The 24,237-nt window shown below is 71.9% G+C and carries 13 protein-coding genes and 2 pseudogenes; 10 read left to right on the top strand and 5 right to left on the bottom strand.

Annotated features, from left to right (window positions below):
* Positions 1-32 precede the first annotated feature (32 nt).
* A complete protein-coding gene (locus tag DNK56_RS26115) occupies positions 33-1,268 on the bottom strand; it encodes an RNA-guided endonuclease InsQ/TnpB family protein (RefSeq protein WP_111335883.1) in 1,236 nt (411 codons plus the stop codon).
* Between the two features lie 24 nt (positions 1,269-1,292).
* Between DNK56_RS26115 and tnpA the strand changes: the two are divergent.
* Positions 1,293-1,715, top strand: a pseudogene (gene tnpA / locus DNK56_RS26110) (IS200/IS605 family transposase); the annotation flags it as partial.
* Between the two features lie 108 nt (positions 1,716-1,823).
* On the opposite strand, the pseudogene DNK56_RS26105 reads toward tnpA, so the two are convergent.
* Positions 1,824-2,276: pseudogene (locus DNK56_RS26105) on the bottom strand (ABC transporter permease); the annotation flags it as partial.
* Between the two features lies 1 nt (position 2,277).
* On the bottom strand, positions 2,278-3,207 hold the full coding sequence (locus DNK56_RS26100; RefSeq protein WP_199563624.1) for an ABC transporter ATP-binding protein: 930 nt from the start codon (positions 3,205-3,207) through the stop codon (positions 2,278-2,280).
* A 178-nt stretch (positions 3,208-3,385) separates the two neighbouring features.
* Here DNK56_RS26100 and DNK56_RS26095 point away from each other — a divergent pair, with 178 nt between their 5' ends.
* The 3 genes from DNK56_RS26095 to DNK56_RS26085 all read left to right on the top strand — a co-directional run bounded on the left by DNK56_RS26095 (position 3,386) and on the right by DNK56_RS26085 (position 9,641).
* The gene (locus tag DNK56_RS26095) at positions 3,386-5,269 is read left to right on the top strand and encodes an ABC transporter ATP-binding protein (protein ID WP_111338275.1); all 1,884 of its coding nucleotides are present in this window, start codon (positions 3,386-3,388) and stop codon (positions 5,267-5,269) included.
* On the top strand, positions 5,266-7,194 hold the full coding sequence (locus tag DNK56_RS26090) for an ABC transporter ATP-binding protein (RefSeq protein WP_111338274.1): 1,929 nt from the start codon (positions 5,266-5,268) through the stop codon (positions 7,192-7,194). Before DNK56_RS26095 ends, DNK56_RS26090 begins: the two co-directional genes overlap by 4 nt.
* A gap of 392 nt (positions 7,195-7,586) precedes the next feature.
* Positions 7,587-9,641 (top strand): M4 family metallopeptidase, encoded by a 2,055-nt coding sequence (locus tag DNK56_RS26085; protein ID WP_111338273.1) that lies wholly within the window; start codon positions 7,587-7,589, stop codon positions 9,639-9,641.
* A gap of 107 nt (positions 9,642-9,748) precedes the next feature.
* On the opposite strand, the gene glgP is transcribed toward DNK56_RS26085, so the two are convergent.
* Complete coding sequence (glgP, locus tag DNK56_RS26080) at positions 9,749-12,352, bottom strand: alpha-glucan family phosphorylase (RefSeq protein ID WP_199563625.1); 2,604 nt, start codon at positions 12,350-12,352, stop codon at positions 9,749-9,751.
* A gap of 185 nt (positions 12,353-12,537) precedes the next feature.
* Between glgP and DNK56_RS26075 the strand changes: the two genes are divergently transcribed.
* The 4 genes from DNK56_RS26075 (at position 12,538) to glgB (ending at position 20,406) form a co-directional block, all read left to right on the top strand.
* A complete protein-coding gene (locus tag DNK56_RS26075) occupies positions 12,538-14,571 on the top strand; it encodes an alpha-1,4-glucan--maltose-1-phosphate maltosyltransferase (protein WP_111338271.1) in 2,034 nt (677 codons plus the stop codon).
* Positions 14,568-16,274, top strand: coding sequence for a maltose alpha-D-glucosyltransferase (gene treS / locus DNK56_RS26070; RefSeq protein ID WP_111338270.1), 1,707 nt, complete (start codon positions 14,568-14,570; stop codon positions 16,272-16,274). The genes DNK56_RS26075 and treS overlap by 4 nt, the downstream gene beginning before the upstream one ends.
* Before the next feature lie 182 nt (positions 16,275-16,456).
* Entirely contained in the window at positions 16,457-17,881 is a 1,425-nt protein-coding gene (locus DNK56_RS26065) for a maltokinase N-terminal cap-like domain-containing protein (RefSeq protein ID WP_111338269.1), read from the top strand.
* 92 nt (positions 17,882-17,973) lie between these two features.
* Entirely contained in the window at positions 17,974-20,406 is a 2,433-nt protein-coding gene (gene glgB / locus DNK56_RS26060) for a 1,4-alpha-glucan branching enzyme (RefSeq protein ID WP_111338268.1), read from the top strand.
* On the opposite strand, the gene DNK56_RS26055 is transcribed toward glgB, so the two are convergent.
* Positions 20,393-21,793 carry a cation:dicarboxylate symporter family transporter gene (locus tag DNK56_RS26055; RefSeq protein ID WP_111338267.1) on the bottom strand — a complete coding sequence of 467 codons (1,401 nt, stop codon included), beginning with the start codon at positions 21,791-21,793 and terminating at the stop codon, positions 20,393-20,395. The two genes, glgB and DNK56_RS26055, sit on opposite strands and share 14 nt — an antisense overlap.
* A 144-nt stretch (positions 21,794-21,937) precedes the next feature.
* Here DNK56_RS26055 and DNK56_RS26050 point away from each other — a divergent pair, with 144 nt between their 5' ends.
* Positions 21,938-23,554: a sensor histidine kinase gene (locus tag DNK56_RS26050; protein ID WP_111338266.1), complete on the top strand. Its 1,617-nt coding sequence runs from the start codon at positions 21,938-21,940 to the stop codon at positions 23,552-23,554.
* On the top strand, positions 23,551-24,069 hold the full coding sequence (locus DNK56_RS26045; RefSeq protein ID WP_111338265.1) for a response regulator: 519 nt from the start codon (positions 23,551-23,553) through the stop codon (positions 24,067-24,069). The genes DNK56_RS26050 and DNK56_RS26045 overlap by 4 nt, the downstream gene beginning before the upstream one ends.
* The last annotated feature ends 168 nt before the right edge of the window (positions 24,070-24,237 follow it).

Raw genomic sequence — 24,237 nt, 5'->3', positions numbered from 1 at the left:
CGACGCCGGTTTCTGCATTCCCCAACGGAGTCCTAAAGGACGGAGATTCCCGCCTGGCTGCCGGATGCTCGGCTCACCTTCGGGTGGGTTCCTGCTTCTTCGCGCCGCGCCGGGATTGCTCCCGGTCCTACCCGCGCTCGACAGGCTGATACCGCCAGTCCGGCGGCCTTGGCGACGTTGACCGCCGCGTTGATGTCCCGGTCGAGGACAGCCCCGCACGCCCCGCACGTCCACTCACGGACGTTCAGCGGCTTGGGGCCGTCCTTGACGCCGCACTGCGAGCACACCTGGGACGTGGGCTCGAAACGGCCGATGCGGATGAGGGTGCGGCCGTACTTGGCGGCCTTGTACTCCAGCATCGTGGTGAACGCCGACCATCCGGCGTCGTGGACGGACTTGGCCAGGCGCGTGCGCACGAGTCCCTTGACCGCCAGGTCTTCCACTGCGACCGCTTGGCTGTCGCGGATCAGCCTGGTGGAGAGCTGGTGGTGGAACTCGCGCCGCGCATCAGCCACCCGGCCGTGGGCGCGGGCGACCTTGACGCGGGCCTTGCTCCGGTTGTTCGATCCCCTGGCCTTGCGGCTGAGGTTCCGCTGCGCCTTCTTGAGCCGCTTCTCGGCTCGGCGCAGGAAGCGGGGGCTGTCGACCTTCGTGCCGTCGGAGAGGATCGCGAAGTGCGACAGCCCCAGGTCGATGCCGACCACGTTGTCAGTGGCGGGCATCCGGTCCAGGTCGGTGTTCGGGTCGGTCTCCACGATGAAGCTTGCGAAGTACCGGCCGCCGGCGTCCTTGACCACGGTCACCGTTGACGGCACCGACGGCAGCGAGCGTGACCACTTCACGACCACGTCGCCGATCTTCGGCAGGCGCAGCTTCCCGCCCGGTGTGATCTTCCACCCGGCGTTCGCGGTGAAGCGGATCGACTGCCGGTTGTCCTTGCGGGACCTGAACCGGGGTGCCCCCATGCGGGGGCGCCTACCCTTGAGGCCGTCGAAGAAGTTCTTGTAGGCGGTGTCGAGGTCCCGGAGGGACTGCTGCAACACGACCGAGGAGACCTCGGTGAGCCATGCCCTTTCGGAGGTCTTCTTCGAGGCGGTGAGCTGCTTGGACAGCTCCCCGGAGGGAACGAACGGCAGCCCGGCGGCGCGGGCGGTCTCGCGGACGCGAAGCGCGTCGTTGAAGACAACCCGAGCACACCCGAACGCCCGTGCCAACGCCATGCGCTGACCGGCGCCCGGGTACACGCGGAACGAGTACCGAAGCTGCATGTTGATCACTATACCCTTTGGTTTATGTCACCACGATGGAATCCAAATCCGGACGTTCGCACCGGGCGTCACGTCGTCTACAACCTGCACGTCCACTTGGTTTTCGTTACGAAGTACCGGCGCAAGGCCATGACCGACGCCATGCTGACGCGGCGCGAAGAGATCATGCGTGAGGTGTGCTCGGACTTCGAGGCCGAGCTGAAACAGTTCAACGGCGAGGACGACCACGTGCACCTTCTCGTGCACTACCCGCCCAAGGTCCAGCTCTCCAGGCTGGTCAACTCCCTCAAGGGCGTCTCGGCCCGGCTGCTGCGCAAGGAGTACGACTCCCATGTCCGCCGGCACCTGTGGGGCGGACACTTCTGGTCCGGCTCCTACTTCGCAGGCTCCTGCGACGGCCCACCGCTGACCGTGGTCAAGCAGTACATCGAGAACCAGAAGCGGCCCATCCGACCGTCACCCCGGAGCCATAGCGAACTCCGCCGCTTCGCGGCTCCGGGCCAAGGATGCGCTTCACCCCCGCCCTGAAGGGCGGAGCACTGCGCAAGATCAGAGGTAGGCGGTCCGGCCGACCGCGACGACCAGCAGCGCGGAGACAAGCGCGGCGGCGCCGTGCAGCACCATCTGCGCGCCCAGCAGCGCGGCGGGCGGTACCGGGGTGGTGGACATGCGGCGCAGGATGCCGCGTTCGCGGTAGCCGGTCAGGACCGGTGGCATCGCCTGGAGCCCGGCCATGATCAGGGCGAGCAGCACCGAGACCGGGACGTACAGATCGATGACCCGCCGGCCGCCGAGCCCGTCGTCGTGCTCCCGGAAGGAGGGGACGAAGCCGAGGATCACCAGGAGCACGGTCGGGAAGACGACGATCCAGAACAGGTTGCCGGGTTCGCGCAGGAAGAGCCGGTACTCCGCCTTGAGGACGGCGAGGTACGCGCGGGACCCGGCGCCTGCGGTCCGGGGCGCGGCGGGGGTGGTGGGTGCTGTGTCTGTTGTGGGTGTTGTGGCCATTTCAGGACGCCCGTTCTGTGAGTCCGGGCCCGTCCTCGGGGCCGGTGAGGTCGAGGAAGGCGTCGTCGAGGGTGGCCTCGGAGACGCGGAGGCGATGGGCGGTGACGCCGCGCCGGGCCAGCAGCGAGATGACGGCGTTGACGGTCTCGTCGGTGCCGTGGACGAGGACCCGGCCGTCCCGTGTCTCGCGGGAGACCGCGCCGGGCAGTGCGGCGAGTTCGGCCTCGGGCAGCGGTTCGGACGGCGTGAACGAGATGACCGTGGACCCGTCGGCTCCGGCGACGAGCCCGGCCGGGGTGTCGAGCGCGACGAGACGCCCCCGGTCGATGACGGCGATCCGGTCGCAGAGGCGCTGGGCCTCCGCCATGAAGTGGGTGACGAGCACGACGGTGACGCCGCCGTCGCGCACGTCCTCGATCAGCTGCCAGGTGTCGCGCCGGGCGCGCGGGTCCAGGCCGGTGGTCAGCTCGTCCAGGATGACGACGCGGGGCCGGCCGACGAGGGCGAGCGCGATGGACAGCCGCTGCTTCTGGCCGCCGGAGAGCCGCTGGAAGCGGGTGTCCAGCTTGCCGTTCAGTCCGAGCCGTTCGGCGAGCGGGCGCCAGTCGGCGGGGTCCGGGTAGAAGGCGCTGTACAGGTCGAGGGCCTCGCGCACGGTGATCTTGGGCTGGAGTTCGCTCTCCTGGAGCTGGGCGCCGAGCAGCCTGGTCACCCGGTCACGGTCGGCGACCGGGTCGAGTCCGGCGACCCGGACGGTTCCGGCGTCGGGGGCCCGCAGTCCCGCGACGCATTCCACGGTGGTGGTCTTGCCCGCGCCGTTGGGGCCGAGAATCCCGAAGATCTCCCCCTCGTCGACGGAGAAGCCGATCCCGTCGACCACGGGGCGGCCGGCGTACGCCTTGTGCAGCCCGTTCGCTTCGATGATTGCCATGGCACGAGTGTCGGCGCGGGCGGCCGGCCGGGGTATCGGCCATCACGCTCGAACCGGCATCCACCGATCGGCTGATGCCGCCCTACGACCCCGCGTACCGGGGCGGGCATTGGGCGGGAGGGGGCCGGCGGCACAAAACCACAGGACCGATATCCGGACGGACCGTAGGCTCCTCCTGATGCGCCAGGAACATGTAGACCCCAAGGACCGTTCGGCCGTACGTTCCCTGCTGCGGCTGTGGCCGTATGTACGGCCCGTACGCGGCCGGCTCTTCGGCGCCGCCCTGGTGGCGGTCGTCGCCTCCTGCCTGAGTCTGGTGATCCCGCTCGTCCTGAAGTGGATCGTCGACGGACCGGTCGCCGGCCGCGATCCGGACGGGGTCTGGCTGGGCGCGCTGGTCCTGCTGCTCCTGGGCCTCGTCGAGGCGGTGCTGTTCGGGGTGCGGCGATGGCTGGTGGCGCGTCCGCTGGCCGGGGTCGAGGCGACGATGCGGGCGGACCTCTACCGTCATCTGCAACGGCTCCCGGTGGCCTTCCACGACCGCTGGCCGTCCGGGCAGCTGCTGTCGCGCGGGACCGCGGACCTGTCGCTGCTGCGCATGTTCCTGGCCTTCCCGCTGACCTTCCTGCTGGTCAACGCGACCACGATCCTGGTCGGATTCGTGGTCCTGATGTTCCAGGAGTGGACGCTGGGACTGGTGCTGCTGGCCCCCGTCGTGCCGCTGGTCATCGTCTGCTCGGTCTTCGAGGCGAAGTACGCGAAGGTGGCGCGCCGGGCCCAGGACCAGGTCGGCGATCTGACCACGGTCGTCGAGGAGAGCGTGCTCGGCATCCGCATCATCAAGGGGTTCGGCCGGCACCGCAGCCAGGCGGACGCCTTCCGGGTCCTCGCCCGGGGGCTGCGCACCACGGAGCTGAACAAGGCCCGGCTGCTCGCCTGGATCTGGACCCTGATCACCACGCTGCCCGAACTCGCCATCGGGGCGGCGCTGGTGTTCGGCACGATCCAGGTCGCGGACGGCGGCCTGTCGGCGGGCACCCTGGTGGCGTTCCTCTCCACGGCGCTCGCGCTGCGCTGGCCCGTCGAGTCGATCGGCTTCCTGCTGGCGATGAGCCAGGAGGCGGCGACCGCGACGGAGCGGTTCTTCGAGGTGATGGACGTCGCCGAGGAGGCGGACGCCGCGCTCCCGGCCCGGTCCGGCGACACGGACCGGGAGCCGGGCGGCATGGTCTTCGAGGGCGTCGAGTTCCGTTACCCGGACGCGGAGGAGGGCTCGCCGCCGGTGCTGGCCGGGATCGATCTGCGTATCCGGCCGGGCGAGACGATGGCCCTGGTCGGCGCGACGGGCTCCGGGAAGACCACGCTCACCGCGCTGGTGCCCCGGCTGTACGAGGCGACCGCCGGGCGGATCACGCTGGACGGCGAGGACATCACCGCGATGCCGCGCACCCGGCTGCGGGAACTGGTGTCGGTGGCGTTCGAGGAGCCGACGCTGTTCTCCGCATCGGTCGGCGAGAACGTGCTGATGGGCGCGGCGGACGGCGGCGACGAGGAGCTGCGGCGCGCGCTCGGCGTCGCCCAGGCCGGGTTCGTCGACACGTTGCCGCACGGCGTGGACACGGAGGTCGGCGAGCAGGGGCTGAGCCTGTCCGGCGGCCAGCGCCAGCGCCTCGCCCTGGCCAGGGCCGTGGTGGGCCGGCCGCGCTTCCTGGTGCTGGACGACCCGCTCTCGGCCCTCGACGTGCACACGGAGGCCCTCGTGGAGGCGGCGCTGCGCCAGGTGCTCGCGGAGACCACGGCGGTGGTGGTCGCGCACCGGCCGTCCACCGTGATGCTGGCGGACCGGGTGGCGTTGCTGTCGGAGGGCCGGATCGCGGCGGTCGGCACCCATCAGGAGCTGCTGCGGACCAGCGCGGAGTACGCGTGGCTGATGTCCGGCGCGGAGCATGCCGCCGAGGAGCGGGAGACCGGTACGCGGGAGACCGGCGGGGCGGGCTCCGGCCCCGGTGAGAACGAGGACTTGGGCGCGAAGGCCCCTGCCGAGGAGGGCAGCACCCGATGACGAGCACCACGACCGGCCGCCCCGCCGAACCGGGCGACGAGAAGGACCCGGCACGGGAGGAAACGACCCCGGACGGAACGGCCCCGGAGAACACAGCGCCGGAGGCGGACGCGGACGGCCTGGCCAAGGCTCCCGGCGATCCCTTCGACCGGGACGACCTGCCGTCCCCGCGCGGCGCCACCCGGCAGCTGCTCGCCTCGTTGCTGCGCCCGTCGCGCGGGCGGGTGGTGGTCGCCGCCCTGTACATCCTGTTGCAGCAGGCGGCGGTGCAGGCGGGCCCGCTGCTGGTGGCGTACGCCATCGACAGCGGGGTGCCGGCCTTCCGGGACCACGACTACGGGCCGCTGATCGCGGTGGCGCTGGGCTACGCGCTCTGCTCGGTCGGCGCGGGCGTCCTCCAGTACGCGTTCATCCAGGTGTCGGCGCGGATCAGCCAGGACGTCCTGCTCGATCTGCGCGGCCGGATCTTCCGGCACGCGCAGGCGCTGAGCGTGGACTTCCACGAGCGGTACACCTCGGGCCGGCTGATCTCGCGGTCCACCTCGGACCTGGAGGCGCTGCGGGAACTGCTGGAGGAGGGGCTCCAGGAGCTGATCCACGTCTTCCTGTCGTTCCTCTCGATCGCCGTGGTGCTGCTCTGGCTGGACCTGGCGACGGGCGCGGCGGCCGTGCTGTCCTTCCTTCCGCTGTATCTGCTGGTGCGGCAGTACCGCAGGCGCTCCTCGGTGATCTTCTCCGCGCGCTCGTCGGCGATCGCCTCGGTGATCGTGAAGTTCGCGGAGACCATGAACGGCATCCGGCCCGTCCAGGCGTTCCGCCGGGAGCCGGTCAACGACGTGGCGTTCGCGGAGCTGAACGCACGTCACCGGGGGACCAACGGCGACGCGATGCTGGAGAACGCGCGGTACGTCGTCGGCTCGCGGCTGGTCGCCAACACGGCGGTGGCCGGGATCGTGCTCTGGGGCGCGTACCGGGTGGCCGCCGGGGACCTGGCGCTCGGGGTGCTGGCCGCGGTGGTGCTGTATCTGCGGCGGCTGTACGACCCGATCGACCGGCTCAGCATGTTCCTGAACTCCTTCGAGTCCGCCGCCGCGTCGATGGCGAAGATCGCCGGGCTGCTGGCCCAGACGCCGACGGTCCCCGAGGCCGTCGAACCGCGCGCGCTGCCGGCCCGTCCGGGCTCGCTGCCGGGCCGCGAGGTGGTGTTCGACGGGGTGAGCTTCGGCTACCGGACGGGCGGCGAGGTGCTGCCGCGCTTCGACCTGACGATCCCGGCGGGGCAGACGGTCGCGGTGGTCGGCTCCACGGGCGCCGGCAAGTCCACGCTCGCCAAGCTGCTGGCCCGGTTCTACGACCCGTCCGGGGGCCGGGTCCTGCTGGACGGCACCGATCTGCGGGACCTGGCCACGCCGGAACTGCGGCGCGGCGTGGTCATGGTGACCCAGGAGGCGTTCCTGTTCTCCGGGACGGTCGCGGACAACATCGCGATCGGCCGGCCGGAGGCGAGCCGCGAGGAGATCGAGCGGGCCGCGAAGGCGATCGGCGCCCATGGCTTCATCACCGGGCTGCCGGACGGCTACGACACCGATGTGCGCAAGCGGGGCGGCCGGATCTCGGCCGGGCAGCGCCAGTTGGTGGCCTTCGCCCGCGCGCTGCTCGCCGACCCGGCGGTGCTGATCCTGGACGAGGCGACCAGTTCGCTGGACATCCCCGGCGAGCGCGCGGTGCAGGAGGCCATGGACACCGTGCTGCGCGGCCGCACCGCCGTGGTGATCGCGCACCGGCTGTCGACCGTGGAGGTGGCGGACCGGGTGCTCGTGATGGAGCGGGGGCGGATCGTGGAGGACGGTGCGCCGGACGAACTGATCGCGGGCACGGGCCGGTTCGCCGGACTGCACCGCGCCTGGCGCGAGAGCCTGGCCTGACACCGCGACTCCCGCCCGTCCGTTCGGTCGTTTGATCATCGAACGGACGGGCGAGATTGCGCCACACCCACCTTCCGTCTCGACAGGTGGGAACTTTCCGGTTGTTCACATTCCCTTCGCACCGCGTGGCGGGGCCCGTCATCCCGGCAGGCTCCAGGTCCCTGGGGGCACCGGGCCCGACGGGGGCCTCGCGGCGCCCTCGCGTGAAGATCCCGGAAACGTCCGCTTAACGAACACACATGGTCCGGCAACGAACCAGTTCCGGCCAAGTTGTTGACGCGGTCCTGACAGAAGTGGCCGACTCCTGACACTCTTCACCCCGTTCCGCGCACTGCTTGCTTGACCGGCCGGCTCACCCAGCCGCCGGTACCCCCCTCGCAGAAGGAGTCCGCGTGAGATCCACGCACAGCCGTCGTGCCACCGCGACCGGCGCTCTCATAGCCGCCGCAGCCCTCCTCGTCGGCGTCCAGACCGGATCGGCGACGGCCGCCCCGGACAACGGAAACGGCAAGACCGCCACCGCCTCCGAGACCAACCCCGGCGCCCTGCCCAAGCAGCTCTCGCCCTCCCAGCGCGCCGAGCTGATCCGCGAGGCCAACGCGAGCCGGGCCGCCACGGCCAAGGAGCTCGGCCTCGGCGCCAAGGAGAAGCTCGTCGTCCGCGATGTCGTCCAGGACCGCGACGGCACCACCCACACGCGTTACGAGCGCACCTTCGACGGCCTGCCCGTCCTCGGCGGCGACCTGGTCGTCCAGGAGACCAAGGCCGGCGCCACCAAGAGCGTCGTCAAGGCGTCCAAGGCCACCGCCGCCCAGCTGAAGGCCGTCGACACGGTCGCGGACATCGCCCCGGCCACCGCCACCAAGCAGGCGCTCGGCGCGGCCAAGGCGGCCGGCTCGGACAAGGCCGAGGCCGACCGGGCCCCCCGCAAGGTCGTCTGGATGGCCTCGGGCACCCCGCAGCTCGCCTACGAGACCGTCGTCGGCGGCCTCCAGGAGGACGGCACCCCGAACGCGCTGCACGTCATCACCGACGCCTCCAGCGGAGCGAAGCTCTTCGAGTGGCAGGCGATCGAGAACGGCGTCGGCAACACCGAGTACAGCGGCCAGGTCACCCTGGGCACCTCCGGGTCCTCCGGCTCGTACAACCTGACCGACACCGCCCGCGGCAGCCACAAGACGTACAACCTGAACCACGGTACGTCCGGCAAGGGCACCCTCTTCTCCGGCTCCGACGACGTCTGGGGCAACGGCAGCCCCTCGAACGCCGAGACCGCCGCGGCCGACGCCCACTACGGCGCGGCCGAGACCTGGGACTACTACAAGGAGGTCCACGGCCGCAGCGGTATCCGGGGCGACGGCGTCGGCGCGTACTCCCGCGTCCACTACGGCAACAACTACGTCAACGCCTTCTGGGACGACAGCTGCTTCTGCATGACGTACGGCGACGGCAGCGGCAACTCCAACCCGCTGACCTCGCTGGACGTGGCCGCCCACGAGATGAGCCACGGCGTCACCTCCAACACCGCCGGCCTGATCTACAGCGGCGAGTCCGGCGGCCTCAACGAGGCGACCAGCGACATCTTCGCCACCGCCGTCGAGTTCTACGCCAACAACTCCACCGACAAGGGCGACTACCTCATCGGTGAGAAGATCGACATCAACGGCGACGGCACCCCGCTGCGCTACCAGGACAAGCCGAGCCGCGACGGGATGTCCAAGGACTCCTGGTACTCGGGCATCGGCAACATCGACGTGCACTACTCGTCGGGTCCGGCCAACCACTTCTTCTACCTGCTGTCCGAGGGCAGCGGCGCGAAGACCATCAACGGCGTCAACTACGACTCCCCGACCTCGGACGGCCTGCCGGTGACCGGCATCGGCCGCGCCAAGGCCGAGCAGATCTGGTTCAAGGCGCTCAGCACGAAGTTCACCTCCACCACCAACTACGCCGCTGCCCGCACCGGCACGCTCGCGGTGGCCGGTGAGCTGTACGGCACGACCAGCGCCGAGTACAAGTCGGTGGCCGACGCCTGGGCCGCCATCAACGTCGGCTCCCGCCCCGGCGGCGACCCCGACCCGGGTGACGGCGACGGAGACGGCACCGTCTTCCAGAACAACACCCCGGTCACCATCCCGGACGCGGGCTCCGCGGTCACCAGCGCGATCACCGTCACCGGCCGCTCCGGCAAGGCGCCCAGCGCCCTCAAGGTCGGCGTGGACATCACCCACAGCTGGCGCGGTGACCTGGTCATCGACCTCATCGCCCCGGACGGCACCGCCTACCGGCTGAAGAACGCCTCGTACTACGACTCGGCGAGCGACGTGAAGACGACGTACACCGTCAACGCGTCCTCGGAGAACGCCAACGGCACCTGGAAGCTCCGCGTCCAGGACATCTACTACTACTACGGCGGCACCATCAACGGCTTCAAGCTGACCTTCTGAACGAAGGCGCCGCGCCGCACGGGTCACCGCACGACCCGCCGCTGACACGGAACCGCCCGGAGGGAGTCCACTCCCCTCCGGGCGGTTCCGCCATGCCGGGCCCCGGCTCAGCGCAGCAGCACCCCGCCGCCCTCGTTCGCCGCCCCGGCGGGCTGGGCGACCAACCCGAGTTCGGCGCCGCAGGACAGCAGCCGGTGCGCGGGCAGCACCCGCACCGTGTAGCCGTAGGGCCCCGTCCGGTCCAGGGCGAGCGGGCCCTCGTACAGCCAGTGGCCCTCCAGGTCCTGGCCGCCCGCCGGCTTCAGCGGGAAGACCTGCGCGTCGGTGATCGCGTCGGACGAGTCCACCCGCCCGGCCACCGCCTGCACCTCCACGTCCCCGGGCGCCAGCGCCCCCAGCGAGATCCGCACCCGCAGCCCCAGCGTGGAACCCAGCTCCGCCGTCGTACCCGAGCCGGTCGGCGTCACCGCCTCCACATGGTCCACCGCCACCCGGGGCCAGGCCGCCCGGACCTTCGCCTTCCAGCCCGCCAGCTCCCGCGAGCGGGCCGGGTCCATGGCGCGCCCGGCCGCCGCCGCGGGGGCGTACAGCCGCTCGACGTACTCCGCGACCATCCGGTCCGCGAGGACCCTGGGCCCCAGGGTGCCCAGGGTGGCCCGGACCATCTCGATCCAGCGGGCGGGCAGCCCCTCGTCGCCCCGGTCGTAGAAGTGCGGCGCGATCCGGTCCTCGACCAGCTCGTACAGGGCGCCCGCCTCCAGGTCGTCGCGCCGGTCCTCGTCCAGTGCCGCGCCCTCGGCCGTCGGGATCGCCCAGCCGAAGTCCGGCTCGTACCACTCGTCCCACCAGCCGTCCAGCACCGACAGGTTGAGGCAGCCGTTGAGCGCGGCCTTCATCCCACTGGTCCCGCACGCCTCCAGCGGGCGCAGCGGATTGTTCAGCCAGACGTCGCAGCCCGGATAGAGCTTCTGGGCCATCGCCATGCCGTAGTCGGGCAGGAAGACGATGCGGTGGCGGACCCGTGCGTCGTCGGCGAACCTGACCAGCTCCTGGACCAGCCGCTTCCCGCCGTCGTCGGCCGGGTGCGCCTTGCCCGCGACGACGATCTGGACCGGCCGCTGCGGGTGCAGCAGCAGCGTCCGCAGCCGTTCGCGGTCGCGCAGCATGAGCGTCAGCCGCTTGTACGAGGGGACGCGGCGGGCGAAGCCGATCGTCAGGACGTCCGGGTCGAGCACACCGTCGATCCAGCCCAGTTCGGCCGGCTCGGCGCCCCGGTGGCGCCAGGAGGCGTGCAGCCGCCGGCGGACCTCGTCCACCAGCTGTCCGCGCAGGGTGCGGCGCAGCTCCCACAGCCGGCGGGCGGGGACCTCGGCGACGGAGTCCCAGCGGCCGGGCACCCCGCCCGACTCGGCGCGCAGCCGCAGCACCTCCGGGGCGACCCAGGTGGGGGCGTGGACGCCGTTGGTGACGGAGGTGATCGGCACCTCGGGGGCGTCGAAGCCCGGCCAGAGCCCGGCGAACATCTCCCGGCTGACCGCGCCGTGCAGGGTGGAGACCCCGTTGGCGCGCTGGGCGAGGCGCAGCCCCATCACGGCCATGTTGAAGACGCCCGGATCGCCGCCGGGGTAGGTCTCCGTGCCGAGTTCCAGGACGCGTTCGGCGGGGACACCGGGCAGTTCGCCGTCCTCGCCGAAGTGGCGGGCGACCAGGGCGCGGTCGAACCGGTCGATGCCGGCCGGGACGGGGGTGTGGGTGGTGAAGACGGTGCCGGCGCGCACGGACTCCACCGCGGCGTCGAAGTCCAGGCCGGTGCCGGCCAGTTCGCGGACGCGTTCCAGGCCGAGGAAGCCGGCGTGGCCCTCGTTGGTGTGGAAGACCTCGGGGGCGGGGTGGCCGGTGAGCCGGGCGTACGCGCGCACGGCGCGGACGCCGCCGATGCCGAGGAGCATCTCCTGGAGCAGCCGGTGCTCGCTGCCGCCGCCGTAGAGCCGGTCGGTGACCTCGCGTTCGCCGGGGGCGTTCTCCTCGACGTCGGAGTCGAGCATGAGCAGCGGGACCCGGCCGACGTGGGCCTGCCAGATCTGGGCGTGCAGGGAGCGGCCGCCGGGCAGGGCCAGGACGATCTGGGCCGGGGTGCCGTCGGGCTCGCGGATCAGGGTGAGCGGCAGCTCGTTGGGGTCGAGGACGGGGTAGTGCTCCTGCTGCCAGCCGTCCCTGGACAGGCTCTGCCGGAAGTAGCCGTGGCGGTAGAGGAGGCCGACGCCGATCAGGGGCACGCCCAGGTCGCTGGCGGCCTTGAGGTGGTCGCCGGCGAGGATGCCGAGTCCGCCGGAGTACTGGGGCAGGGCGGCGGTGACCCCGAATTCGGGTGAGAAGTAGGCGACGGCGGCGGGGAGTCCGCCGTCCCGCTCACGCCGCTCCTGGTACCAGCGGGGCCCTTCGAGGTAGTCCCGGAGGTCGGCGGATGCCTCGGCGAGCCGCTGCAGGAACGCTTCGTCATGGGCCAGCTCGGCGAGCCGCCCCGCCGAGACGGAGCCGAGCAGGCGGACGGGGTCGCACTCCGCCGGGGGGCCGGCCGCCGGATCGACGGCCCGGAACAGCTCGCGGGTCTCGGCGTGCCAGGACCAGCGCAGATTGCGCGCCAGGTCGCTGAGGGGTTGGAGGGAGTCCGGGAGGACGGGACGCACGGTGAATCGACGAATGGCCTTCACGTATTCCAGCTTTACAGGGGAGGCGGGAATCGGGGCGGCACGCGGGAACGACCGGACGGCTTTGGACTGCCATTCGAGTGAATGCGTACGGAAGTGGCCACGCCCACCCCCCGTGAGTCGTCCACCGAGCGACTAGAAAGAACACGACTCCACCCTCGTGCTCCTCCAGTCCCCAGGTGATTCCATTGATCGGTCGCATTCCCGTTCTCGACGTCCGTCCGCTCGTCGATTGCGGCAGAAGGCCCGCCAAGGCCGTCGCCGGTGAGACGTTCGAGGTCACCGCGACCGTCTTCCGGGAGGGTCACGACGCGGTGGCGGCCAATGTGGTGCTGCGCGGTCCGGGCGGCCGGCCGGGCCCCTGGACGCCGATGCGCGAGCTGGCGGCCGGCACCGACCGCTGGGGCGCCGAGGTCACCCCGGACGCCGAGGGGCGGTGGACGTACACGGTCGAGGCGTGGAGCGACCCGGTCGCCACCTGGCGCCACACGGCGGGGATCAAGATCCCGGCCGGTATCGACACCGAGCTGACGCTGGCCGAGGGCGCCGAGCTGTACGAGCGGGCCGCCGAGGGCGTGCCGAAGCGGGACGGGCGCGAGGCGGTGCTGGCCGCGGTGGACGCGCTGCGCGACGCGTCCCGGCCGGCCGGGGAGCGGCTGGCGGCGGCGCTGGCGCCGGAGGCGCGCGGGGCGCTGGACCGCCATCCGCTGCGGGAGCTGGTCACGGCGTCGCGCCCGCATCCGCTGGTGGTGGAGCGCCGGCGGGCGCTGTACGGCTCCTGGTACGAGCTGTTCCCGCGCTCCGAGGGGGCGAGGTACGAGCCGGCGAAGCCGCGCCGGGGGCGCGCTGCCAAGTCGGCCGCGGCGGGGGCGCCCCGGCTGGTCGGCGGTACGTTCCGCACGGCGGCGGAGCGGTTGCCGGCGGTCGCCGCGATGGGCTTCGACGTGGTGTACCTGCCGCCGGTCCACCCCATCGGCACGACGCATCGCAAGGGCCCGAACAACTCGCTGGCCCCCGGTCCGCAGGACGTGGGCGTGCCGTGGGCGATCGGTTCGGCCGCGGGCGGGCACGACGCGGTCCACCCGGACCTGGGCACGCTGGAGGACTTCGGCCACTTCGTGGAGACGGCCCGCACTCTGCGGATGGAGGTGGCCCTGGACTTCGCGCTCCAGTGCTCGCCGGACCATCCGTGGGTGCGGGAGCATCCGGAGTGGTTCCGGCACCGGGCCGACGGCTCGATCGCGTACGCGGAGAATCCGCCGAAGAAATACCAGGACATCTATCCGATCGCCTTCGACGAGGACTTCGCGGGGATCGTCGCGGAGAGCGTGCGTATTCTGCGCTTCTGGATGGACCGCGGGGTGCGGATCTTCCGGGTCGACAATCCACACACCAAGCCGGTGGTCTTCTGGGAGAAGGTCATCGCGGAGATCAACGGGACCGATCCGGATGTCATTTTCCTGGCCGAGGCGTTCACCCGCCCGGCGATGATGCGTACGCTCGCGGCAATCGGGTTCCAGCAGTCGTACACGTATTTCACCTGGCGCAACACGCGGCGCGAAATCACCGATTACGTGACCGAACTGGCCGGTGAGACCGCCGCGTTCATGCGGCCCAATTTCTTCGTGAACACCCCCGACATCCTTCCCGGATACCTCCAGGAGGGCGGCAGGCCGGCCTTCGAGGCACGGGCGGTGCTCGCGGCGACCCTCTCCCCCTCCTGGGGGGTGTACGCGGGGTTCGAGCTGTGCGAGAACACCCCGATCCATCACGGCAGTGAGGAGTACCTCGACTCGGAGAAGTACGAGATCCGGCCCAGGGACTGGGAAGCCGCCGAGCGCGAGGGCCGGTCGCTGGCCCCGCTCATCACCTCGCTCAACCGGATCAGGCGCCGCAACCCGGCCCTGCGGCAGCTGCGCGACGTGCACTTCCACACGTCGGACAACGACGCGGTCATCGCGTACAGCAAGCGTTCCGGTTCGAACATCCTTCTGGTGGTCGTCAACCTCGACCCGCACCACACCCAGGAGGCGACCGTCTCGTTGGACATGCCGCGACTCGGCCTCGACCGGCACGAGAGCGTGCCGGTGCGTGACGAGCTCACCGGCACTTCCTATCACTGGGGCAGGACGTTCTATGTGCGCCTCGAACCGGGTGTGACACCCGCGCACATCGCCGTTCTGCGACCGTCCCCGCAGACCGGAGGGTCACCCACACCATGATCGTCAATGAGCCCGTCCACGACACATTCGAGGACACCCCGGCCAAGGACCGCGATCCCGACTGGTTCAAACGTGCCGTGTTCTACGAGGTCCTCGTCCGGTCCTTCCAGGACTCCAACGGCGACGGCATCGGGGACCTGAAGGGCCTCACCGCCAAGCTGGACTATCTGCAGTGGCTGGGCGTCGACTGCCTCTGGCTGCCGCCGTTCTTCAAGTCGCCGCTGCGCGACGGCGGTTACGACGTGTCCGACTACACCGCCGTGCTGCCGGAGTTCGGCGACCTGGCCGACTTCGTGGAGTTCGTCGACGCCGCCCACCAGCGCGGCATGCGCGTGATCATCGACTTCGTCATGAATCACACCAGCGACCAGCACGACTGGTTCCAGCAGTCCCGGACCGATCCGGACGGGCCGTACGGCGACTACTACGTCTGGGCCGACGACGACAAGCAGTTCCCGGACGCCCGGATCATCTTCGTGGACACGGAGACGTCCAACTGGACCTTCGACCCGGTGCGCAAGCAGTACTACTGGCACCGGTTCTTCTCGCACCAGCCCGACCTCAACTACGAGAACCCGGCGGTGCAGGAGGAGATCATCTCCGCGCTGCGGTTCTGGCTGGACCTGGGCATCGACGGCTTCCGGGTCGACGCCGTGCCCTACCTCTACCAGCGCGAGGGCACCAACTGCGAGAACCTGCCCGAGACCCACCACTTCCTCAAGCGGGTCCGCAAGGAGATCGACGCCAACTACCCGGACACGGTCCTGCTCGCCGAGGCCAACCAGTGGCCGGAGGACGTCGTGGACTACTTCGGGGACTACGCCGGCGGCGGCGACGAGTGCCACATGGCGTTCCACTTCCCGGTGATGCCGCGGATCTTCATGGCGGTGCGGCGCGAGAGCCGCTACCCGGTCTCGGAAATCCTGGCGAAGACCCCGGCGATCCCGGACAACTGCCAGTGGGGCATCTTCCTGCGCAACCACGACGAGCTGACGCTCGAGATGGTGACGGACGAAGAACGCGACTACATGTACGCGGAGTACGCCAAGGACCCGCGGATGCGCGCCAACATCGGCATCCGCCGCCGGCTCGCCCCGCTGCTGGACAACGACCGCAACCAGATCGAGCTGTTCACCGCGCTGCTGCTGTCGCTGCCGGGCTCCCCGATCCTCTACTACGGGGACGAGATCGGGATGGGCGACAACATCTGGCTGGGCGACCGGGACGCCGTACGCACCCCGATGCAGTGGACGCCCGACCGCAACGCGGGCTTCTCCTCCAGCGATCCGGGCCGGCTCTACCTGCCCACGATCATGGACCCGGTCTACGGCTACCAGGTCACCAACGTCGAGGCGTCGATGGCCTCGCCGTCCTCGCTGCTGCACTGGACGCGGCGGATGATCGAGATCCGCAAGCAGAACCCGGCGTTCGGCCTCGGCACCTACAGCGAACTGCCGTCGTCCAACCCGGCCGTCCTCGCCTTCACCCGTGAGCACGGGGACGACCTCGTGCTGTGCGTCCACAACTTCTCGCGGTTCGCACAGCCGACGGAGCTGGACCTCACGTCCTTCAACGGGCGTCATCCGGTGGAGCTGACCGGCGGGGTGCGCTTCCCCGCCATCGGTCAGTGGCCCTATCTGCTGACGCTCGCGGGACACGGCTTCTACTGGTTCCGGCTGCGCAAGGACGCGCCGCCGAGCTGACGGGCCGGGCCACCGGCGGGGCGGTTCGCGCCGCCCCGCACGGGGCACCCACCGATGCCCCCCCTGCCGAGTCCGTACGGATCATCCTGACCCGACACGTCCCGCACAGCCGGACAGCCCATGCCGCAATCCGGGACACTCTTCGCATCCTGTGGTGTGCCCCGGGGAAAGGACGCGATGCCATGTTGGAGGCACCAGACGCCTCGGCCCCGGACGCGGGCTCGCGCACGGACACACAGGTCACCACGGCGGACGGCACGGCCCTGATCCCGTCCCTCGGGCCGCTGCTCCACGAATGGCTGCCCCGGCAGCGGTGGTTCGCCGGCAAGGGACGGCCCATCACCGCCTTCTCGCTGGTCGCGGCCACCGAGATGCTGCCGGTGGACGGCAGCGGCTCCGCGCCGGGGCTCCTGCACCTGCTGGTCCGGGCCCATCAGCCCACCATGCCCGCCCAGCCGCCCGTCGACTGCTACCAACTGCTCCTCGGCGTACGCCCGGTGCTCCCCCCGCACCTGGCGCCCGCCGCCATCGGCCGGGTCCCGCACGGGCCGCTGGCCGGGCTCACCGTCTACGACGGACTGCACGACGCCCGCCTCGCCGCGCTGCTGCTGGAACGATTTCGCACCCCCGGCCGACTCGGCGCCGTGCGCTTCGACCGCGGTGCGGAACCGATCCCGCAACGGCTGCCGCCCCGGGTGCTGGACGCCGAGCAGTCCAACTCCTCGCTGGTGTACGGGGACGCGTACATCCTCAAGATCTTCCGCCGGGTCTTCCCCGGCACCAACCCCGACCTCGAACTGCCGCTCGTGCTGTCCCGCGAGGGCTGCGGCCGCGTCCCGGCCCCGGTCGCCTGGTTCGAGGCGGCGACACCGGAGCGGCTGACGCTCGGGGTGCTCCAGCCGTTCCTGCGCGGCGCCGAGGACGGCTGGCAGCTCGCCCTGCGCGCCCTCGCCACCGGGCACGACTTCCTGCCCGAGGCACGGGCGCTCGGCCGCGCCACCGCCGAGGTGCACACCGCGCTCGCCGGCGCGCTGCCCACCCCGGTGCTGCGCCGGTCCCAGACCGACGAGCTGGCCGCCGCCATGGTGGAGCGGCTGGAGGCGGCCGCCCACGCGGTGCCGGAACTCGTCCCGTACGTCCCCGGACTGCGCACCGCGTTCGACGCGGTCGCGGCCCTGGGCCACCGGGGGCGCAGCTGGGCCGCGCAGCGGGTGCACGGCGACCTCCACCTCGGCCAGACCCTGCGCGGCGCCGACGGCTTCTGGTCGCTGATCGACTTCGAGGGCGAGCCGGCCCGGCCGCTCCCGGAGCGCCGCAGCCCGCAGCCCCCGGTCCGCGACGTGGCCGGCATGCTCCGGTCCTTCGACTACGCGGCCCGCACCCACCGGCCCTGGAAGCCGGAGTGGGCCGCCCGCTGCCGGGACGCCTACTGCGACGGCTACGCCGAGGCGGCGGGCACCGACCCGCGCGCCGAGCCGGAGCTGCTGCGCGCCCACGAGACCGACAAGGCGGTGTACGAGGTGCTGTACGAGGCCCGGCACCGGCCCGACTGGCTGCCGGTCCCGATGGCCGCGATCCACCGCCTGGCCGCCGGCTCCCCCGGCTGAGACCGGCCGAGACCGGCCGGGACCGCCCTCGCTCCCCCGCATCCCCCGACCCGCCCCGCTCCCCACCCCCACCTCCGAGGAGTCAGTCCCCCGTGACCGCCCGCAAGCCGTCCCGCACCGCCAAGCCCGCGACGCCCGCCCGCACCGCCCCGGCCGACACCGGGACCCCGCTCCCCGAGCCCCCGATCGCCGCCGTCCTCCCCACCCCGCCGGCCGCGGCGCCCGCCAAGAAGCGCACCACGCGCCCCCCGAAGAAGACCGCGGCCACCGGCACCCCCGCCGCCGCACCCGCCCGGCGCGCCAGGAAGGCCGCGGCACCGCCCCGACCGCGCACCGCCACCGGCCCGAACCCGCGCCCGGCCGCGCCGCTGGACGGGGCCGACCGGGGCAGGCTGCTGGCCGGTGAGCACCACGACCCGCACGCCCTGCTGGGCGCGCACCCGGTGGACGGCGGGGTGCGGGTGCGGGTGCTGCGCCCGTTCGCCCGCGCCGTGACCGTGCTCGCCGAGGGGCTGCGGGTGCCGCTGGACAGCGAGGGGGACGGGCTGTTCTCCGGGCTGCTGGCGCTGCCCGGGGTGCCGGAGTACCGGCTGCTGGTGGCGTACGACGACAACGAGATCGAGGCGGAGGACCCGTACCGCTTCTGGCCGGCGCTCGGTGAGCTGGATCTGCATCTGATCGGCGAGGGCCGGCACGAGGAGCTGTGGACCGCGCTCGGGGCCCGGCCGATGGTCCACCAGGGCGTGGCCGGGACCAGGTTCACGGTGTGGGCGCCCAACGCCCGCGGCGTGCGGGTGTGCGGCGACTTCAGCTACTGGGACGGCACCGGCTTCCCGATGCGCTCACTGGGCTCGTCCGGGGTGTGGGAGCTGTTCCTGCCCGGCGTCGGCGAGGGCGCGCTGTACAAGTTCGACATCTGCCGGCCCGACGGTTCGCACACGACGCGTTCGGACCCGATGGCGAGGCACACCGAGGTGCCGCCCGCCACCGCGTCGGTCGTGACGGCCTCGCACCACGTCTGGCGGGACCGGGAGTGGATGGAGCGGCGCGGGGACGTCCCGGTGCACGAGGCGCCGTTCTCGGTGTACGAGGTGCATCTGGGCTCCTGGCGGCCGGGGCTCACCTACCGGCAGCTGGCGGAGCAGCTGCCGGCGTACGTGAAGGAGCTGGGCTTCACGCATGTGGAGCTGATGCCCGTCTCCGAGCACCCCTTCGGCGGCTCCTGGGGCTACCAGGTCACCGGCTTCTACGCGCCGACCTCGCGGATGGGTTCGCCGGACGACTTCCGTTTCCTGGTGGACGCGCTGCACCGGACCGGCATCGGCGTGATCATGGACTGGGTGCCCGCGCACTTCCCGCGCGACGACTGGGCGCTCGCCGAGTTCGACGGCCGGCCGCTGTACGAGCACTCCGACCCGGGGCGGGCGGCGCATCCGGACTGGGGCACGCTGGAGTTCGACTACGGGCGGACCGAGGTGCGCAACTTCCTGGTCGCCAACGCCACGTACTGGTGCGAGGAGTTCCACATCGACGGGCTGCGGGTGGACGCGGTCGCCTCGATGCTCTACCTGGACTACTCGCGCGAGGACGGCCAGTGGTCGCCCAACGAGTTCGGCGGGCGGGAGAACCTGGACGCGGTCGCCTTCCTCCAGGAGATGAACGCCACGGTCTACCGGCGCAATCCGGGGGTGGTCACCATCGCCGAGGAGTCCACCGCCTGGGACGGCGTGACCCGGTCGACCGACCGCGGCGGGCTGGGCTTCGGCCTGAAGTGGAACATGGGCTGGATGCACGACTCGCTGGTGTACGTCTCCAAGGAGCCGGTGCACCGCAAGTACCACCACAACGAGATGACGTTCTCGATGGTGTACGCGTACAGCGAGAACTACGTGCTGCCGATCTCGCACGACGAGGTGGTGCACGGCAAGCAGGCGCTGGTCTCCAAGATGCCCGGCGACTGGTGGCAGCGGCGCGCCGACCACCGTGCGTACCTGGGCTTCATGTGGGCCCATCCGGGCAAGCAACTGCTGTTCATGGGACAGGAGTTCGCGCAGGGCGCGGAGTGGTCGGAGGGCCACGGCCCGGACTGGTGGCTGCTGGACCCGTCGTACGGGGCGGAGGCCGACCACCGCGGGGTGCGGGATCTGGTGGCCGACCTCAACCGGGTGTACCGGGCGACGCCCGCGCTCTGGCAGCGGGACACCCGTCCGGAGGGCTTCTCCTGGGTGGACGGGGGCGCGGCGGAGGACAACGTGTTCGCGTTCCTGCGCCACGACGCGAAGGGCGCGCCGCTGCTGGCGGTCTCCAACTTCTCGCCGGTCGTGCGGCACGGCTACCGGCTCGGGGTGCCGGAGGGCCCCCGGCTGTGGGCGGAGGCCCTGAACACGGACGCCGCCCGGTACGGGGGTGGCGATGTGCGCAACGCGGAGCCGCTGCGGCCGGAGGCGGTGGCGTCGCACGGCCGGGCGTCGAGCGTGGTGCTGACGCTGCCGCCGCTGGCGACGGTGTGGTTCACCCCGGCGTGAGGCGGTGCGACGCGGAGGGCCGGTCGCCGTCGCGGGCCTCGGGCACGTGCGGTTCGGCCGGCCCCTCGTCGCTGAGCGTCTTCTCGTCGAACGGGAGGGTGCCGGCGAGCACCAGGCCGGCCCGTTCGCGGTCGATCTCCCCCGTCCAGGTGCCGACGAGGACCGTGGCGACCGCGTTGCCGGCGAAGTTGGTCAGGGCGCGGGCCTCGCTCATGAAGCGGTCGATGCCGACGATGAGGCCGACGCCGTCCACCAGTTCGGGGCGGTGCGACTGGAGGCCGCCGGCGAGGGTGGCGAGGCCGGCGCCGGTGACCCCGGCCGCGCCCTTGGAGGCGATGACCATGAAGACGAGCAGTGAGATCTGCTCGCCGATGCTCAGCGGGTCGCCGGTGGCGTTGGCGATGAACAGCGAGGCCATCGTGAGGTAGATCGCGGTGCCGTCCAGGTTGAAGGAGTAGCCGGTCGGCACGGTGATGCCGACGACGGGCTTGCTGACGCCCAGGTGCTCCATCTTGGCGATCAGCCGGGGCAGCGCCGACTCGGAGGAGGAGGTGGACAGGATCAGCAGGAACTCGCGGCCCAGGTACTTCAGCAGCGTGAGGATGTTCAGCCCGGCCACCAGGCGCAGGATCGCGCCCAGCACCAGGAAGACGAACAGGGCGCAGGTGACGTAGAAGCCGATCATGATGACCGCGAGCGATTTCAGCGCGTCCACGCCGGTCTCGCCGACCACCGCCGCCATCGCGCCGAACGCGCCGACCGGGGCCACCCACATGATCATGGCGAGGACGCGGAAGACGAGGCGCTGGATGTGTCCGATGCCGCGCAGCACCGGTTCGCCGTGGGCGCCCATGGCCTGGAGCGCGAAGCCGGCGAGCAGGGCGACGAGCAGCGTCTGGAGCACTTCGCCCGCGGTGAAGGCGGAGACCAGGGTGGTCGGGATGATGCCCAGCAGGAAGTCCGTGGTGGACTCGCCGGCCCCGGACGCCTGCTTCTCACCGGCGGCGCGGACGGCCTCGGTGATGTGGAGGCCGGCGCCGGGCTCCAGGAGGTTGCCGACGACCAGGCCGATGGCCAGGGCGACCGTGGACATCACCAGGAAGTAGCCGAGGGCGAGCCCGCCGACCGCGCCGACCTTGGCGGCCTTGCGGACCGAGCCGACGCCCAGCACGATCGTGCAGAAGATGATGGGCGAGATCATCATCTTGATCAGGTTCACGAAGCCGGTGCCGATGGGCTTGAGCTCGACGGCGGCGTCCGGGGCGACGAAGCCGACGAGGATGCCCAGCCCCACCGCCACGATCACGGCGAGATACAGGTACTTCGTCCGGTCGGGCTTCGTACGGTCCGGCGTCGTGCGTTCCGGCTCGGCGGCGGTCGCTGCCACGGGGTCTCCTCGGGTCGTCGTCGTCCCGCCCCCGCGCCGGGGGCCCCGGCGACTATCCCGCCCGCTGTGACGCCGGTCACCGTTGCGTGCATTTCGTTCACGGGCCGGACCGGCCCGCGTTTTCGGACAGGCACACTGGTCGGCATGCGTTTTCCCCGTACTCGTCCGCGCAGCCTCGCCGGGCAGCTGTTCGCCATGCAGGTGGTGCTGGTGGCGGCCGTGGTGGCCGGATGCGCGTTCTTCGCGTACGAGTCGGGGCGGGGGCAGGCCGAGGAGACGGCGGCGCGGCAGGCGCGGGCGGTGGCCCTGGCGGTGGCGGGATCGCCGTCCGTCCGGGAGGCGATCCGCACCGACGACCCGTCCGCCGCGCTCCAGCCGTACGCGGAGCGGGTCCGCAGGGAGACCGGGATCGCCTTCGTCACGATCATGAGCCCGGACCGGGTCCGCTGGACGCATCCGGTCACCGACCGCATCGGCGAGACCTTCCTCGGGCACACCGCGCGGGCACTGCGCGGCGAGACCTTCTCGGAGACGTACACCGGCACGCTCGGGCCCTCCATCCGCGTGGTCACCCCGGTCCGGGACGGCGGCCGGATCACCGGGCTGGTCAGCGCGGGGATCACCGTGGACCGGGTCTCCTCGCAGGTGCGGGCGCAGCTCGGCGCGCTGGGGCCGGCGGCCGGCGCGGCGCTGGTCATCGGCGGCCTCGGCACATACGTGATCAACGCGCGGCTGCGCCGCCACACCCACGGGATGAACGCCACCGAGCTGAGCCGACTGCACGACTACCACGAGGCGACCCTGCACGCGGTGCGTGAGGGGCTGCTGATGCTGGACGGGCAGCGCCGGATCGCCCTGGTCAACGACGCGGGCCGGGAGCTCCTGGGCCTGGGCCCGGACGCGGTCGGCCGCCGGGTCGCCGATCTGGCTCTGCCGGCCCCGCTGACCGGGGCGCTGCTCGCCTCCGAGAAGCGGGTGGACGAGGTGCATCTGACGGCGGACCGGGTCATCGTCGTCAACACCCGTCCGGTGGTCGGCGGCGAGCGGCGCGGGACCGTGGTGACCCTGCGCGACCACACCGAGCTCCAGGCGCTGTCCGGGGAGCTGGACTCGGAGCGCGGCTTCTCCCGGGCGCTGCGCTCCCAGGCGCACGAGGCGGCGAACCGGCTGCACACCGTGGTCTCGCTGATCGAGCTGGGGCGTGCGCGGGAGGCGGTGGGCTTCGCGACGGCGGAGCTGGAGCTGGCCCAGGCGCTCACCGACCGGGTGGTGGGAGCGGTCGCCGAACCGGTGCTGGCGGCCCTGCTGCTCGGCAAGGCGGCCCAGGCGAACGAGCGGGGCGTGGAGCTGGTGCTCGCCGAGGACAGTCTGATCGACGACGGCGCGCTGCCGCCGACGCTGCCCGCCCGCGATGTGGTGACCATCCTCGGCAATCTGATCGACAACGCGGTGGACGCGGTGACCGGGGCGCCGGAGGCGGCCGTGCCGGGGCAGCGGGGCCGGGTCACGGTGACCGCGCTCGCCGGGGACGGCGAACTGCTGCTGCGGGTCGCGGACAACGGCGCCGGGGTCGATCCGGCACTCGCCGCCGAGGTGTTCCGCAGCGGCTGGTCGACGCACGGCGCCGGGCGCGGGCTCGGCCTGGCCCTGGTGCGCCAGGCCGCCCACCGGGGCAGCGGCACGGTGGCCCTGGAGCAGGGGCCCGACGGGGGCGCGGAGTTCACCGTGCGGCTGCCGCTGGGCGCGGGGGTCCGGGCGTGATCCGGGTGCTGGTCGTCGAGGACGACCCGGTCGCGGCGGACGCGCACCGGCTGTACGTGGGCCGGGTGCCCGGCTTCGCCGTGGCCGCCGTGGCGCATTCGCGCGCCGAGGCGGTCCGGGTGCTGGAGCGGGTCCCGGTCGATCTGCTGCTCCTGGACCTCTATCTGCCGGACGGGCACGGGCCGGCCCTGCTGCGCGCGCTGCGGGCGGCCGGGCACACGGCGGACGTGATCGCGGTGACCTCGGCCCGTGACCTGGCGGTGGTTCGCGAGGGGGTCTCGCTGGGGGTCGTCCAGTACGTGCTGAAGCCGTTCACCTTCGCGACCCTGCGGGACCGGCTGGCGCGGTACGCGGAGTTCCGGGCGGCGGCCGGGCTGGAGCTGGGCATCTCGCGGATCACCGCACGCCGCTATCTGGAATACCTGGTGACGTTGGGGCGGGCGGCGCGCAGTCCGCAGTACGGGCAGGTGGGACGGCCCGAGCTGCACTACCGCCGGCAGCCCGAGAAGCGCTGAACCGGAGGGCGGCGGCGGGCGCGGGGCGAGGCGTTCGGTCCCGCCGTGCGGCTTTTGTGCCTAGGACCTTCCTATGAGCCGTATTCTCGGGCGAACACACCGTAGTCAGACAGGCCCCGACCTCCTTACGGTGGGCGCGTGCACCCCACCCCTCCTTTCAACGCCCCC

The organism is Streptomyces sp. AC1-42W (assembly GCF_003248355.1).
Lineage (GTDB): Bacteria > Actinomycetota > Actinomycetes > Streptomycetales > Streptomycetaceae > Streptomyces.
This window is presented reverse-complemented; position numbering and strand designations above follow the sequence as displayed.

Coding starts and splice junctions, on each gene's coding strand:
- DNK56_RS26090 (WP_111338274.1), top strand. CDS start 5,266: ATGACGAGCACCACGACCGGCCGCCCCGCCGAACCGGGCGACGAGAAG.
- DNK56_RS26100 (WP_199563624.1), bottom strand. CDS start 3,207: ATGGCAATCATCGAAGCGAACGGGCTGCACAAGGCGTACGCCGGCCGC.
- DNK56_RS26115 (WP_111335883.1), bottom strand. CDS start 1,268: ATGCAGCTTCGGTACTCGTTCCGCGTGTACCCGGGCGCCGGTCAGCGC.
- DNK56_RS26050 (WP_111338266.1), top strand. CDS start 21,938: ATGCGTTTTCCCCGTACTCGTCCGCGCAGCCTCGCCGGGCAGCTGTTC.
- treS (WP_111338270.1), top strand. CDS start 14,568: ATGATCGTCAATGAGCCCGTCCACGACACATTCGAGGACACCCCGGCC.
- DNK56_RS26095 (WP_111338275.1), top strand. CDS start 3,386: ATGCGCCAGGAACATGTAGACCCCAAGGACCGTTCGGCCGTACGTTCC.
- DNK56_RS26065 (WP_111338269.1), top strand. CDS start 16,457: ATGTTGGAGGCACCAGACGCCTCGGCCCCGGACGCGGGCTCGCGCACG.